Below are 13592 nucleotides of genomic sequence, written 5' to 3' on the forward strand. Positions count from 1 at the left end.
GCCCCGTCTCCAGGGGGTTATGTCAGCTCCGGTCGGTAAGCCGCCGCTTCTCTGCCCGCCGCATCCAGTACCAGGCGATAAACGCCACCACCGACACCGCCAGGATGATGATCGTGGCCAGGGCATTGATCTTGGGTGACACCCCCATCCGCACCGACGAGAACACCACCATCGGCAGGGTCGTGGCCCCCGGGCCGGAGACGAAGCTGGCGATGACCAGGTCGTCCAGTGACAGGGTGAAGGCCAGCAGCCAGCCGGACACCAGGGCCGGGGCGATCACTGGCAGGGTGATGACGAAGAAGGTCTTCAGGGGCGTGCAGCCCAGGTCCATGGCAGCTTCCTCCACGGAGCGGTCCACTTCCCGCAGGCGGGCGCTCACCACCACGGCCACGTAGGCGCTGCAGAAGGTGGTGTGGGCGATCCAGATGGTGACCATGCCCCGGTCCTGGGGCCAGCCCACGAGCTGGGCCATCTGTACGAACAGCAGCAACAGTGACAGACCGGTGATCACCTCCGGCATCACCAGCGGGGCGGTGATCATGCTGGACAGCAGGGTGCGCCCTCGCATGCGCCGGAAGCGGGTCATCACGAAGGCGCACAGGGTGCCCAGGCACACCGCCATACTGGCGGAATAGAAGGCAATACGCAGGCTCATCCACACCGCTGCCAGGATCTGCTGGTCGCGGAACAGTTCGCCGTACCAGTGGGTGGAAAACCCGGCCCACACCGAAACCAGCCGCGAGGCGTTGAACGAGTACACGATCAGCACCACCATCGGCAGGTACAGGAACAGCAGTCCCAGCCCCAGCATGGCTTTCGAGAAGCTGATTCTACCCATGCTTTTCCATCTCCCGGGCCTGGAACCGGTGGAAGAACACGATGGGAATCAGCAGCAGGGCCAGCATGACGATGGCCAGCGCTGAGGCCACCGGCCAGTCGCGGTTGTTGAAGAACTCCTCCCACAGCACCTTGCCGATCATCAGCGTATCGGGCCCGCCCAGCAGTTCCGGAATCACGAACTCACCCACTGCCGGGATGAACACCAGCATGGCCCCGGCGATGATGCCGGCCTTTGACAGTGGCAGTGTGATACGCCAGAAGGTGGTCAGGCTGCGGCACCCCAGATCTGAGGCGGCCTCCAGCAGACGCAGATCCAGCTTCACCAGGTTGGTGTAGATGGGCAGCACCATGAAGGGCAGGTAGGCATACACTATGCCCAGCACCACCGCGAAATTGGTGTTGAGCATGCGCAGGGGCTCGCTGATCACGCCGAGCCACAGCAGCAGGCTGTTCAGCAGGCCCTGGTTGCCGAGGATGCCCATCCAGGCATAGACCCGGATCAGGAACGAGGTCCAGGATGGCATCATCACCATCAGCAGGAAGACCAGTTGCCAGTGCTTCGGCGCCCGGGCTATGGCATAGGCCATGGGGTAGCCGATCAGCAGACACATCACGGTGGCCAGGAAGGCGGTTTTCACCGAACCCCAGTAGGCGGCGATGTACAGGCTGTCCGAGGCCAGGAACAGGTAGTTGCCGAAGTTGAGGACAATGGAAAAGGTATCATCCGCCCACTGCACCACCGGCTCGTAGGGCGGAATCGCCATCACCGCGCTGGAGAAGCTGATCTTCAGCACCAGCGCGAAGGGCAGCAGGAAGAACAGCAGCAGCCACAGGAACGGAATGCCGAACACCACCCGGCGGTGCAGAACGATGGCACGTACCCGCTCCAGCACGGGTGAGCGACTCAGGTTACGGTTCACCGGCTCAGTTCCACAACAGTATCGGGCTGGAGGCTTCCCAGGAGACGAACACATGGTCGCCCCAGGTGGGTCGCTCGCCGCGACGCTCCACGTTGGCCATGGTGGCCTGTACCCGTTTGCCGCTGGCCAGCTTCACATAGTAGGAGGTGATGTCCCCCAGGTAGGCGATGTTGTCCACCGTGCCCTGGCTCCAGTTGCTGTCGCCTTCGGGCCGGTCTGTGGTCAGGTAGATCTTCTCCGGGCGCAAAGCCACCAGTGTGTCGGTGGTTTCTGCCGGCGTGGTGACGCCCCGGTCGATGAAAACCGGCGCGTCCAGCAGCTCGCTGGTCAGCGTGATGCTGTCTGCCTCGTCGGCCTGGATGCTGGCCTCGAAAATATTCACCGAGCCGATAAACTCCGCCGTCATGCGGCTGTTGGGACTTTCGTAGATATCAATGGGCGAGCCCACCTGGGCAATTCGGCCGTTGGCCATGATGGCAATGCGGCTGGCCATGGTCATGGCTTCTTCCTGATCGTGGGTCACCATCAGGCAGGTTGCGCCGACCTTTTCAAGGATGTCCACCAGCTCCAGCTGCATCTCGGTGCGCAGTTTCTTGTCCAGTGCCCCCATGGGCTCGTCCAGCAACAACAGCTTCGGGCGCTTGGCCAGGGACCGGGCCAGGGCCACGCGCTGCTGTTGTCCGCCGGAAAGCTGGTGGGGCTTGCGCGCGGCGTAGGGCTCCATCTTCACCAGCCTTAGCATGGCGGCCACCCGGTCACGGATCTCGCTTTTCGGGAGGCGGTCCTGTTTCAGGCCCATGGCGATGTTCTGCTCCACCGTCATATGGGGGAACAGGGCGTAGCTCTGGAACATCATGTTGGTGGGCCGCAGGTAGGGGGGCAGGTCGGTGATGTCCTGGCCGTCCAGCACAATGCGACCGGTATCAGGCCTTTCGAAACCCGCCAGCATGCGCAGCAGTGTGGACTTGCCGGAGCCAGAACCACCCAGCAGGGCGAAGATCTCGCCCCGGTGGATGTCCAGGCTGACGTTGTCCACCGCCAGTGTGCTGTCGAAGCTCTTGGAAATACCCTCGATGCTGAGTAGCACCTCCGCTTGCGCGGAGATGCTGTTATTCCCTTCCACTAGCGACCAGACTTCACGCTGGTCCAGGTACGGGTCATCAGGCGCTGGGCGTCCTGGGGCCGGCCTTCCATCAGGTACAGCTTCTTCATCACCTCATCGGTGGGGTAGATGCTGGTGTCGCTGAGGATCTCCGCGTCCACGAACTCGTTGGCAGCGCTGTTGGGGTTGGCGTACCACACGTAGTTGGTGATGTCGGCAATGATCTCCGGGCGCATCAGGAAGTTCATCAGCTTGTGGGCGTTATCCACGTTGGGGGCGCCGGCGGGAATGGTCATCATGTCAAACCACAGCACCGCGCCTTCCTTGGGGATGGTGTACAGGATCACGTTGCCGTTGTCGGCTTCCTCGGCGCGGGCAGCGGCCTGCAGGATGTCGCCGGAATAGCCGGCGGCCACGCACAGGTCACCATTGGCCAGATCCGCAATGTAACGGGAAGAGTGGAAGTAGGTGATATTCGGGCGCACAGCCTTGATCACCTCGCCACCCTTCTTGATGTCGTCCGCGCTGTTGCTGTTCGGATCCAGGCCGATATAGGCCATGGCGGCCCGGACCATTTCCTCACCGGAATCCAGCATGGCAATGCCGCAGCCACCGGCGGCCAGCTTGCCGGTCACTTCGGGATCGAATACCAGGGCCCAGGAGTCCGTGGGGGCGTCGTCACCCAGGATTTGCTGGATGCGGGCTTCGTTATAGCCGTAGCCGTTGGTGCCCCACAGGTAAGGGATGGCGTACTGACTGCCCGGGTCGACCTTTTCCAGCTGCTTCATCAGGTCGGGATTCAGGTGGGTCATGTTCGGCAGCTTGTCGTGGTCCAGGGGCGCAAAGGCCTGGGCGGAGATCTGCTTGGCCACGTAGTGGTTGGACGGTACCACCAGGTCATAGCCGGAACGGCCGGAAAGCAGCGCCGCTTCCAGGATTTCGTTGCTGTCGTAGACGTCGTAGATAACCTTGATGCCGGTCTCTTCGGTGAACTTCGCCAGGGTATCTTCGGCGATGTAATCGGACCAGTTATACACACGCACCTCACCTGCCGCCAGGGCGACAGAGGAGCCGAGTGACACAGCAATAGCGGCCGCCAGGGCCGCGGGCTTACACAACTTCAACATGGTGTTGTCCCTCACTGAAAAGGGATGAAAGCAAAACGTACACGAGGTACGCAGTGTTGTGCAGGTCTGCTGAGGGTGGCCTTCTGGCGGCTGGGAAGTCGCCCGAGACTCCTTTGAGGCTTGTCCTGGAAACGGCGGTGGGGAACCTGCCGAATTCTCGCGATATTTATCACGACTTTTTGCAGGGCGCTATCAAAAATTTAACGCCCGGCATGGTGATTTGTGCTTATCCGAACGGTGTCACTGCAAAGACGCTACGCTTTTCGCTTCCTGTGAGGATTGACGGGCCCGGGCCCGCTTTGCACAGGCCTCGCCGAACGCGCCCAGAAGCGCGCGGTAGAAGGGAAAATCCCCCACATCATGGCAGGGATGCCACTGCCATTCCGGATGCCATTGCACTGCCAGGGTGAAGGCCGGTGCGTTGATGAGTGAAAACGCCTCCACCAGGTTATCCTCGGCAACAGCCTCCACCCGCAGCCCCGGGGCCAGGTCTCGGATGCCCTGTTCGTGCAGCGAATTCACGTAGACCGAGTCCGACTGGGGCCAGATCCGGGCAAGACGACCATCCGGCAGGATCCGGATGTCATGGCCGGTGGCGTAGCGTTCTGCCAGTGGCGTGCCCTTGTCCTCACGGTGCTCCCGGAAGCGGCCGGTGGTGTGGAGCTTCTGGTACAGGGTGCCGCCCAGGGCCACGTTCATTTCCTGGAAGCCGCGACAGATGCCCAGGATGGGTACACCGGCGGCTACCGCGGCGCGGATCAGGGGCAGGGTGGTGGCGTCCCGTTTGGGGTCATGGGCGGTGCCCGGTTCGCTGCCCTGGTCCCGGTAATGGTGGGGTTCGATATTGGAGGGGGAACCGGTGAGCAGGATGCCGTCCAGCCGGTCCACCAGCTGTTGCAATGGCAATCCTGTTCCCAGGGCCGGGATGGCGACCGGTATGCCGTCGGCGCCCTCGCTCACGGCGCGGCTGTACTTTTCGCCGAAGGTGAAAATCGGGTGCTCACCGTCAGTGTGCTGGCTGCAGGCACTGATGCCGATCAACGGGTAGCAGGGGGTATCGGGGGCGTTCGGTGTGCTCAATGGGTGCCTCCTTGAGGCGAGGATGCCAGCGTCGCTTGGGCTGGTCAGAGATTGCGCAATTTCTAGCACGGGCTGCCCCCCTGCGCCAGCGATTTCATGGGCCCGCCGCTACGGCATATGCGTATCTTGCAAAAGCGCGCGGAAAGCAGGATAAAGGACGCTGAGACACGCCTGTGCCGGCCCTTCTGCACGGGTTGAGTGTGAGTTCCGAAAGGCTTTCCTATGGGTTCTGGTTTAGCGAGCGTCGACGCCTTCCTTCAGAAGCATCCCGAGCTGCAGTTTGTCGACCTGCTGATTCCGGATATCAACGGTATTGTCCGTGGCAAGCGGGTGGATCCGTCGACCCTGGCCAAAGTGTTCGAGCGGGGCATTGCCCTGCCGGCCTCCATCTTTGCGCTTAATATCCAGGGCACAACAGTGGAAGAGACCGGCCTGGGTCTGGATATCGGCGAGGCGGACCGGGTTTGCCTGCCCATCGACGCCACCCTCACCATGGAACCCTGGCAGAAGCGGCCCACCGCCCAATTGCTGCTGACCATGTACGAGCTGGACCGGGAGACGCCGTTCTTCGCCGATCCACGGGTGGTGCTGCAGAACATCGTCAAACGCTTCGAGGCGATAGGGCTGACCCCGGTGGCGGCCTACGAGATGGAGTTCTACCTGATCGATCAGGAGAACCTGGCTGGCCGGCCCCAGCCGCCCAAGTCGCCGATTTCCGGCAAGCGCCCGGCGGGTACACAGGCGTACTCCATCGACGATCTGGACGAATATGCGGAATTCCTGGCGGATGTGCTGGATGCAGCCCATGAGCAGGAACTGCCCGCCGACGCGCTGGTGGCGGAATCCGCCCCCGGCCAGTTCGAGGTGAACCTGCACTACGTGGACGACGCGGTGCGGGCCTGTGACCATGCCACCCTGCTCAAGCGTCTGATCAAGAACATGGCCTACGACCATGAGATGGACACCACCTTTATGGCCAAGCCGTACCACCACCAGGCGGGCAGTGGCATGCACCTGCACGTGAGTCTGGTGGACCAGGACGGTAAGAACGTTTTCGCCGGTGATGCCGAGCAGCCCAACGACCTGTTGCGTTGGGCCGTGGGCGGGCTGGTGGCCACCATGAACGATGCCATGGCGTTGTTCTGCCCCAACATCAATTCGTACCGCCGCTTCAGCCCGGAATACTATGTGCCCAGCGCGCCCACCTGGGGCGTGGATAATCGCACGGCCTCGCTGCGCCTGCCCGGTGGTGATCCGGAGGCATTGCGTATCGAGCACCGGGTGGCTGGCGCCGACGCCAACCCCTACCTGCTGATGGCCGCAGTGCTGGCGGGCATCCATTACGGCATCACCAACCGCATCGAACCGCCACCCATGACCGTAGGCAATGCCCATGAGCAGCACGAGGCCAGTCTGGTGAACAACCTGCGGGATGCCCTGCGGGAACTGGCTCAGTCAGCGGTAATGGAAGACTATCTGGGGCGGGATTTCCTGGAGGTGTTCGTGGCCTGTAAGGAGCACGAGCTCAACGAATTCGAGATGACGATCTCGGACCTGGAGTACCTCTGGTATCTCCATACCGTGTGATGATCCGGATGTGAAAACGGCACCACACAGGCGCCGGTTTCGTATCGACCGGAGACTAGTCGAGCGAGATCCAGGTCGCCTTGAGCTCCGTGTACTTGTCGAAGGCATGCAGTGACTTGTCACGGCCATTGCCTGACTGCTTGAAGCCGCCAAACGGCGCGGTCATATCGCCGCCGTCATAGTGGTTGATCCACACACTGCCGGCCCGCAGGGCTTTGGCCACCTTGTGGGCGGTGCTCAGGTTGGCCGTCCATACCGCTGCCGCCAGGCCGTAGATGGAATCGTTGGCAATCGCGATGGCTTCCTCGGCAGTGCTGAAGCTGATTACCGACAGTACCGGCCCGAAGATTTCCTCCGATGCAATGCGCATGGGGTTGAGGACGTTATTGAACACCGTCGGTTCCACAAACAGCCCGCCGGTGTCCTCCATCACCCGTTTGCCACCGGTGACCAGTTGCGCACCCTCGGCCTGACCAATGCGGATGTACTCGATGATGCGATCCAACTGGGCCTGGTCGACGATGGCCCCGCAGGTGGTGGCCGGATCCAGCGGATGGCCGGGGCGCCAGGCTTTCAGGGCGTCGCAGACCTGTCCGATGAACTCGCTGCGGATGCTGTCCTCCACCAGTAACCGGCTGCCGGCGGTACATACCTCGCCCTGGTTGAAAGCGATGGCGCTGGCGGCCTCGGCGGCGGCCTTCTTCAGGTCCGGGGCGTCGGCGAAGACAATGTTCGGGCTCTTGCCGCCGGCCTCCAGCCAGACCTGTTTCATATTGGACTGGCCGGCGTAGATCATCAGCTGTTTGGCGACGTTGGTGGAGCCGGTGAATACCAGGCAATCCACATCCATATGCAGAGCCAGGGCCTTGCCCACGGTGTGGCCGAAGCCGGGCAGCACGTTAAACACGCCCGGCGGAATGCCGGCTTCCTCGGCCAGTGCCGCGAGGCGAATGGCGGTCAGGGGCGACTTCTCCGACGGCTTGAGGATCACCGAGTTACCGGTGGCCAGGGCCGGGGCAATCTTCCAGGCGGCCATGATCATGGGGAAGTTCCAGGGCACGATGGCGGCCACCACGCCCATGGGCTCCCGGGAGATCATGCCGATCTGGTCTTGGGGCGTAGCTGCCAGTTCACCATAGACTTTGTCGATGGCTTCGGCGGTCCAGCGGATGGCCCGGGCAGTGGCGGGCACGTCCACGGTGCGGGCATGGGTGATGGGCTTGCCCATGTCCAGGGTTTCCAGCAGTGCCAGTTCGTCGCCGTGGGCTTCGATCAGATCGGCAAGGCGGATCAGCACCTGCTTGCGTTCGGTGGGCGCCAGGCGGCTCCAGGTGCCCTGTTCGAAGGCGCGGCGGGCGGCGATGACCGCCTGTTCCGCGTCATCCTGGTCGCAACTGGCCACCTGCACCAGCTCCCGGCCATCCACCGGGCTGATACAGGGGAAGGTATCGCCATTGACCGCCCACTGGTAGGCACCATTGATGTAGGCGCGCCCCTCGAAGACGAGTCGGTCCGCCCGTTGTTGCCACTGGTCACGGGTGGTGGGTGTTGCGGTGTTGGACATGGGCGCCTCGCAGGCAATGGAATCGGTCAATATCAGGCGAACTATCGGGCTTCCTTACAGGTCCCGCTATAGGTAGAAGAACGTGTCTTCCCGCGTGCCCGGCGCTGGCATAGACTTGCCGCAATATCGTCCCTGATGGCGCTGATCCATGACCCATTACCCTCCGGTTCCTTCCTGTTACGCCGCCTCTGCCAATCCTGCACCGGAACGTTCGCCCCTTGAGGGCCGGAGCGAGGCGGATGTCTGTGTGGTAGGCGCCGGCTACACTGGTCTGTCCACGGCCCTGTTTCTGGCGGAGGCGGGCTTCAGGGTAGTGGTGCTGGAGGCGGCGACGGTGGGCTGGGGGGCGTCCGGCCGCAATGGCGGCCAGATCGTCAACAGTTTCAGTCGTGACCTGGACGCCATCGAGCGTCAGACCACACCGGACCACTTGCGCCTGCTGGCGGAGATGGCATTCGAAGGCGGCCGGATCATCCGCCAGCGGGTGCGGGATTACGACATTGCCTGTGACCTGAAGGATGGCGGCATCTTCGCGGCCCTCAACCCGCGTCAGCAGAAGCATCTGGAAGCACAGCAGGCCTTGTGGCGACGATTTGGCCATGACCAGCTGGAACTGCTGGACCGGGAGGGTATCCATGCCCGTGTCAGCACCGACCGCTATGTGGGTGGCGCCATTGACCACTCCGGCGGCCATATCCACCCGCTGAACCTGGCCCTGGGAGAGGCCGCTGCGCTGGAGTCCCTGGGCGGGGTGATCCACGAGCATTCCGAAGTCACAGGTATTAGCCACGGCCAGCGAGCAATGGTCAGAACTGCCCAGGGAGAAGTGAGCGCCCGCTTCGTGGTGCTGGCGGGCAATGCCTACCTGGGCGGGCTGGTGCCGGAGCTGGGCGCCAGGTCCATGCCCTGCGGTTCGCAGATCATTGCCACCGAGCCGCTGGATGAGGCGGTTGCCAACCGCTTACTGCCGGACGACAACTGCGTGGAAGACTGCAACTACCTGCTGGACTACTTCCGCCTCTCCGGTGACCGGCGGCTGATCTATGGCGGCGGTGTGGTCTACGGCGCACGCGACCCGGCCAATATCGAGCGGCTGATCCGGCCCAATATGCTCAAGACCTTCCCGGAGCTGGCCAATGTGAAAGTGGACTACGCCTGGACCGGCAACTTCCTGCTCACCCTGTCACGGCTGCCCCAGATGGGGCGCCTGCAGAACAATGTATTCTATTCCCAGGGCTGCTCGGGCCATGGTGTCACCTTTACCCATGTGGCCGGCAGGGCGCTGGCTCTGGCGATCCAGGGGCAGTCGGACCGCTTCGACGCCTTCGCCAGCCTGCCTCACTACCCATTCCCCGGTGGGCGCCTGTTCCGGGTGCCGTTCACCGCCGTCGGGGCGTGGTATTACGCCATGCGAGACCAGCTGGGCGTTTGACTCCGGCTGGCTACAGGATTTCCGAAACCTGGACGATGGACTAGAATCGCCTGTCCGGGTTACCCGGCTTTTTCTCCTCTGTTGAAAGGATCTCCACCGTGAGTCGAACACTGATTTCCAGCGGTTCTGAATTCGAGTCCAAGATCGGCTATTCCCGCGCTGTCGTTGATGGGGACTATGTGTACGTGTCCGGCACCACCGGCTTCAATTACGACACCATGACCATCTCCGACGACGCGGTGGAGCAGGCCGAGCAGTGCTTCCGCAACATCGGCAAGGTACTGGAACAGGCGGGCAGCAGCTTCGCCGATGTGGTGCGCATCCACTACATCTTCCCGGACCGGGCCGACTTCGAGCCCTGCTGGCCCGTCTTCCAGAAGTACCTGGGTGAGTCCCGTCCCGCTGCCACCATGTTTGTGGCCGGCCTGCTGGATGACGCCATGAAGCTGGAGATTGAGGTCACCGCCAGGGTCCGGGGCTGACCTGATAACCTGAACGGCACACTATGCCAATTGGGAGGCGATGGACTCGGCCATCAGCCGGTAGCCTGCTTCCCCCGGATGATAACCATCCTCCGCCAGCAGTGAGGTGTCGGTGACCGTCTCATAGGGCAGGTAGGTAAAGTCTTCTGGTCGCTTTCGCGCCAATACTCTGTATACGTTGTCTAACTGCCGGGCTCGCCAGCCCACCACCTGACGAAGGGGTGACGGTAGTGCCGTGAACAGGTGCATGGGAGGGACGCTGAGCAATTGGACCGGCACCGGGTAACGGGGTTTCAGCGTTTCCCGTAGTGCCAGTAACTGCCGGCGGAAGCGGCTGCGTGGTGTGAAGCCGGTGGTGTCGTTGACGCCCATGCTCAATAACACCACATCCGCCTGCGGCAGGGTTTCCAGCGGCAGGTTGTCCACCAATTCGGCCAGGGTTGCGCCGTTGATGCCGCAGGTGTGCCAGGCAACGGTCTCACCGCTGCGTTCATGGAGCAGCCGGGCAAGCTGACTCGCCAGGCCCTGGTCATGGCGTTGCACGCCAACGCCGGCAGCCGTGGACTCGCCTATCACCAGCACCCGTCGGTCCGGCGTTCCCTCACCGTACTGCCCGGAAGGATCGCCACCGGCCTCGGGAAGCCGGACGATGTTGCGACGGACGTTTCGGCCCTGATAGATCAGCAGGGGCGACAGGCCAGCAGTGGTCAGCCAGAAGGGCAGGTGCATGGGCTGGTCCCGTGAACAGGTTGAGGCGGTTTCCTGCCAGAGCATGCTATGGCTGCGGCGGCAGATCAAGTGAGGGTGGTCGGTTGGGATCTGGTCGGAGCCACACCATCCACGGACCGCTGGCGAACCGTGGATGGTGTGGTGGTGCTCAGGCAGTGGCGGTATTCATCCGCTCCACCAGCTCATCATCCAACTGATTGGCCCGCTTCGCGGCGGGCCGGCTATCCATGCGGTTGGTGTACTCCTGGAACACCTCGTTGGGCGGCAGGTTCTTCTGCATCATCTCCCACCACAGGTAGCTGCTGACAAGGATATCAGCGGCGGTGAACTGCTGCCCGCAGATGTAGGGGCCTTTCTGGAGGGCCTGTTCCAGCGTCTGGATAACGTCTTCCAGACGGCCACAGCCCACGGCCTGCACGTTGTCGTCATCGATGCGCCAGCCATACGCCGCAGCGCTGGTGGCCATCTCGTACGGTCCCGCCATGAAGAACAGCCAGCGATAGTAGGGTCCCCGTTCCCGGCTGTTGACCGGTGGTGCCAGGCCCTTGTCCGGGAACTGGTCGGCCAGGTAGGTGCAGATAGCGGCTACCTCGGTGACTACGGTGTCACCGTGTTTGATGGCGGGCACCTTGCCCATGGGGTTGATGGCCAGGTACTCGGGCGTCTTCATGGCCCCTTCAAAGTCCAGGATCTCGGTCTCATAGGGTATGGCCAGTTCTTCGAGCATCCAGCGTACGACCCGACCGCGGGACATGGGATTGGTGTAGAACGTGAGTTCTGACATGACGATTTCCTCTTCCTTGGTGTTGGCGTTTACTGCGTGCAGGAACAGATTAGGCTGGAATTAGGAGAGAATCGGTCCTAGATAAGTGGGATCATCAAAATTTCATCATTGGCCCGGAAAAGGATGGCAATTATGTCGGGACCCACGACGCGTGTACTGGCCGCCCTGGAGTTACTGCAATCCCACCGCCAGATCAGCGGCGCCGAGCTGGCGGAACGCCTGGAGGTGGACCGCCGCACCGTGCGCCGCTATATCGCGGTGCTGGAGGAACTGGGCATTCCCGTAACCACGGAGCAGGGGCGCTATGGCGGCTATAGCCTGGTGGCCGGCTTCAAGCTACCGCCGATGATGTTCACCGACGAGGAAACCCTGGCCATTGCCCTGGGTTTGCTGGCGGCCCGACAACTGGGGCTGGCGGCCTACGCCCCCGCCATTGCCGGGGTCGAGGCCAAGCTGGAGCGGGTAATGCCGGACAACCTCAAGCGCCGGGTGCGGGCGGTGCGCGACACCACCCGGGTGATCCTGCCCCGGGGCGAGCCCAGCCTGGATGACCACGCCCTGCTGACCCTGACCAGCGCGGCGGAGGATAGCCAGCGCGTGGCATTCCGCTACCACTCCCCGGACCGTGGCATGATCGACCGGATCATCGACCCCTATGGCGTGGTGTTCCGCCAGGGGCGCTGGTATGTGATCGGCTTCTGCCACCTGCGCCAGGCCATGCGTTCCTTCCGGCTGGACCGGATTGATCAGGTGCAGGCCTGCCCCGAGACCTTCCGCCGGCCAGCGGACTTCGATCCGGCGACCTTCCTGCAGGACAGTCTGTCCTCCTGGGGGCAGGACCACGAAGTATCCGTGTTGCTGCATACCGATCGCAGGACCCTGTCGGCCCTGGGTATCTTTATCCCGGAGTGTTCCGGCCAGTTCGAGGCCCATGAGGACGGGCTGCTGATGAACACCTACACCGACAGCCTGGAATGGTTTGCCTGGTGGCTGTCGCAACTGCCCGTCCGCTTCACCATCCTGGCGCCGGAAGGCTTAAAGGAGGCATTGCGCCGCCATGCACAGACATTGCTGGCGGCCTGCTGATCGTCCCTGGTGCGCTGGCCGCCATTGCCCGACACCCTGGTAGGTGTCGGCAGAGGTCTTCGTCATGCCGGCTCGGTGGTGGCTTCCTGAATGGTCGCCTGCAGGTTCGTCACCAACGCCGCCACCTGGCGCTCCGCTTTCGCCACCGATTCGGCCAACAACTCACCGCCGGCTTCCTGGTTCTCCACCGCGATGCGATGGATCCGGGTGATCCCGATAAACTCCAGCACCGTGGTCAGGCCCGGTTCCAGGTGGTTCAGGTGGGCCATTTCACCGCCGGGCTCGAAACCGACGCCTCCCCGGGAGGAGAGGATCACCGCGTGACGGGGCCGGTCCGCCAGCAGCGGGGTAAACGGGTCTTCCGGCCTGGTTTCGTCATACGCCACCGTGCGGTCCATGCGTACCACCAGGTCCACCCAGGCTTTGAGGGCGGCGGGCATGCCGAAGTTGTAGAGCGGTGCGCCGATCACCAGGATATCCGCGGCAATCAGTTCATCAATCAACTCGTCGCTTTCCGCCAGCACGTCGGCCATCCAGGGTTGCTGATGTTCCGTCGGGGTGAAGGCGGAGGCAATCCAGTCATGGCTGACAAAGGACGGTGGTGTCAGGCCAATGTCCCGGTGAGTCACCGTGTCCCCCGGGCGGCGGGCACGCCACCGGGTGACGAACTGGTGGGTGAGGGCGCGGCTGTGGGAGCCATGCTCGTCGATGCCGGCAAAGCCGGGGCGGGCGCTGGCGTCCAGTTGCAGGATATGGGTCATGTCAGGCTCCTTTGGTAATCTGAATTCATCTGTGATTGACAGCGAATTCAGCGTATCCCCATACTTGATAGGCCGACAAACGACGATTTTTTCGACCT

13 protein-coding genes are annotated in these 13592 nt (G+C 62.8%); 4 read left to right on the forward strand and 9 right to left on the reverse strand.

The genetic code is table 11. The annotated features are described in order from the left end of the window. Positions 1 to 22 precede the first annotated feature (22 nt). The 5 genes from ACJO3T_RS17635 to ACJO3T_RS17655 all read right to left on the reverse strand — a co-directional run bounded on the left by ACJO3T_RS17635 (position 23) and on the right by ACJO3T_RS17655 (position 5069). The gene (locus ACJO3T_RS17635) at positions 23 to 838 is read right to left on the reverse strand and encodes an ABC transporter permease subunit (RefSeq protein WP_406964998.1); all 816 of its coding nucleotides are present in this window, start codon (positions 836 to 838) and stop codon (positions 23 to 25) included. Further along, positions 831 to 1760: an ABC transporter permease subunit gene (locus tag ACJO3T_RS17640; protein ID WP_406979324.1), complete on the reverse strand. Its 930-nt coding sequence runs from the start codon at positions 1758 to 1760 to the stop codon at positions 831 to 833. Before ACJO3T_RS17640 ends, ACJO3T_RS17635 begins: the two co-directional genes overlap by 8 nt. A gap of 4 nt (positions 1761 to 1764) precedes the next feature. After that, complete coding sequence (gene potA, locus ACJO3T_RS17645; RefSeq protein ID WP_406979447.1) at positions 1765 to 2865, reverse strand: polyamine ABC transporter ATP-binding protein; 1101 nt, start codon at positions 2863 to 2865, stop codon at positions 1765 to 1767. 17 nt (positions 2866 to 2882) lie between these two features. Further along, positions 2883 to 3989, reverse strand: coding sequence for a polyamine ABC transporter substrate-binding protein (locus tag ACJO3T_RS17650; protein ID WP_406965000.1), 1107 nt, complete (start codon positions 3987 to 3989; stop codon positions 2883 to 2885). A 240-nt stretch (positions 3990 to 4229) separates the two neighbouring features. Next, positions 4230 to 5069 carry a gamma-glutamyl-gamma-aminobutyrate hydrolase family protein gene (locus tag ACJO3T_RS17655; protein WP_406979325.1) on the reverse strand — a complete coding sequence of 280 codons (840 nt, stop codon included), beginning with the start codon at positions 5067 to 5069 and terminating at the stop codon, positions 4230 to 4232. 222 nt (positions 5070 to 5291) lie between these two features. On the opposite strand from ACJO3T_RS17655, the gene ACJO3T_RS17660 reads away from it, so the two are divergent. Beyond that, positions 5292 to 6656, forward strand: coding sequence for a glutamine synthetase family protein (locus ACJO3T_RS17660; RefSeq protein ID WP_406979326.1), 1365 nt, complete (start codon positions 5292 to 5294; stop codon positions 6654 to 6656). Between the two features lie 55 nt (positions 6657 to 6711). Here the strand turns inward: ACJO3T_RS17660 and ACJO3T_RS17665 are convergent, their stop codons facing one another. Continuing rightward, positions 6712 to 8220 carry an aldehyde dehydrogenase gene (locus ACJO3T_RS17665; protein ID WP_406979328.1) on the reverse strand — a complete coding sequence of 503 codons (1509 nt, stop codon included), beginning with the start codon at positions 8218 to 8220 and terminating at the stop codon, positions 6712 to 6714. Positions 8221 to 8368: 148 nt separating this feature from the next. Here ACJO3T_RS17665 and ACJO3T_RS17670 point away from each other — a divergent pair, with 148 nt between their 5' ends. Beyond that, positions 8369 to 9652, forward strand: coding sequence for an NAD(P)/FAD-dependent oxidoreductase (locus ACJO3T_RS17670; RefSeq protein WP_406965004.1), 1284 nt, complete (start codon positions 8369 to 8371; stop codon positions 9650 to 9652). Positions 9653 to 9750: 98 nt separating this feature from the next. Next, on the forward strand, positions 9751 to 10134 hold the full coding sequence (locus ACJO3T_RS17675) for a RidA family protein (protein ID WP_406965005.1): 384 nt from the start codon (positions 9751 to 9753) through the stop codon (positions 10132 to 10134). Between the two features lie 21 nt (positions 10135 to 10155). Here the strand turns inward: ACJO3T_RS17675 and ACJO3T_RS17680 are convergent, their stop codons facing one another. Then, positions 10156 to 10908, reverse strand: a complete 753-nt coding sequence (locus tag ACJO3T_RS17680; RefSeq protein ID WP_406979329.1) for an SGNH/GDSL hydrolase family protein — start codon at positions 10906 to 10908, stop codon at positions 10156 to 10158. A gap of 103 nt (positions 10909 to 11011) precedes the next feature. Then, positions 11012 to 11647: a glutathione S-transferase family protein gene (locus ACJO3T_RS17685; protein ID WP_406965007.1), complete on the reverse strand. Its 636-nt coding sequence runs from the start codon at positions 11645 to 11647 to the stop codon at positions 11012 to 11014. Positions 11648 to 11779: 132 nt separating this feature from the next. Here ACJO3T_RS17685 and ACJO3T_RS17690 point away from each other — a divergent pair, with 132 nt between their 5' ends. Further along, positions 11780 to 12733 (forward strand): helix-turn-helix transcriptional regulator, encoded by a 954-nt coding sequence (locus ACJO3T_RS17690; RefSeq protein ID WP_406979330.1) that lies wholly within the window; start codon positions 11780 to 11782, stop codon positions 12731 to 12733. Positions 12734 to 12795: 62 nt separating this feature from the next. Here the strand turns inward: ACJO3T_RS17690 and ACJO3T_RS17695 are convergent, their stop codons facing one another. Next, on the reverse strand, positions 12796 to 13494 hold the full coding sequence (locus ACJO3T_RS17695; protein ID WP_406965009.1) for an FMN-dependent NADH-azoreductase: 699 nt from the start codon (positions 13492 to 13494) through the stop codon (positions 12796 to 12798). Positions 13495 to 13592: the final 98 nt, after the last annotated feature.

Origin of the sequence: Marinobacter shunpengi (assembly GCF_045449715.1) — a bacterium.
GTDB lineage: Bacteria > Pseudomonadota > Gammaproteobacteria > Pseudomonadales > Oleiphilaceae > Marinobacter.

What these genes read in the sequence shown, in the direction of transcription:
- ACJO3T_RS17635 (WP_406964998.1), bottom strand. Translation starts at nt 838, where the DNA reads ATGGGTAGAATCAGCTTCTCGAAAGCCATGCTGGGGCTGGGACTGCTG.
- ACJO3T_RS17650 (WP_406965000.1), bottom strand. Translation starts at nt 3,989, where the DNA reads ATGTTGAAGTTGTGTAAGCCCGCGGCCCTGGCGGCCGCTATTGCTGTG.
- ACJO3T_RS17660 (WP_406979326.1), top strand. Translation starts at nt 5,292, where the DNA reads ATGGGTTCTGGTTTAGCGAGCGTCGACGCCTTCCTTCAGAAGCATCCC.
- ACJO3T_RS17665 (WP_406979328.1), bottom strand. Translation starts at nt 8,220, where the DNA reads ATGTCCAACACCGCAACACCCACCACCCGTGACCAGTGGCAACAACGG.
- ACJO3T_RS17670 (WP_406965004.1), top strand. Translation starts at nt 8,369, where the DNA reads ATGACCCATTACCCTCCGGTTCCTTCCTGTTACGCCGCCTCTGCCAAT.
- ACJO3T_RS17680 (WP_406979329.1), bottom strand. Translation starts at nt 10,908, where the DNA reads ATGCTCTGGCAGGAAACCGCCTCAACCTGTTCACGGGACCAGCCCATG.
- ACJO3T_RS17685 (WP_406965007.1), bottom strand. Translation starts at nt 11,647, where the DNA reads ATGTCAGAACTCACGTTCTACACCAATCCCATGTCCCGCGGTCGGGTC.
- ACJO3T_RS17690 (WP_406979330.1), top strand. Translation starts at nt 11,780, where the DNA reads ATGTCGGGACCCACGACGCGTGTACTGGCCGCCCTGGAGTTACTGCAA.
- ACJO3T_RS17695 (WP_406965009.1), bottom strand. Translation starts at nt 13,494, where the DNA reads ATGACCCATATCCTGCAACTGGACGCCAGCGCCCGCCCCGGCTTTGCC.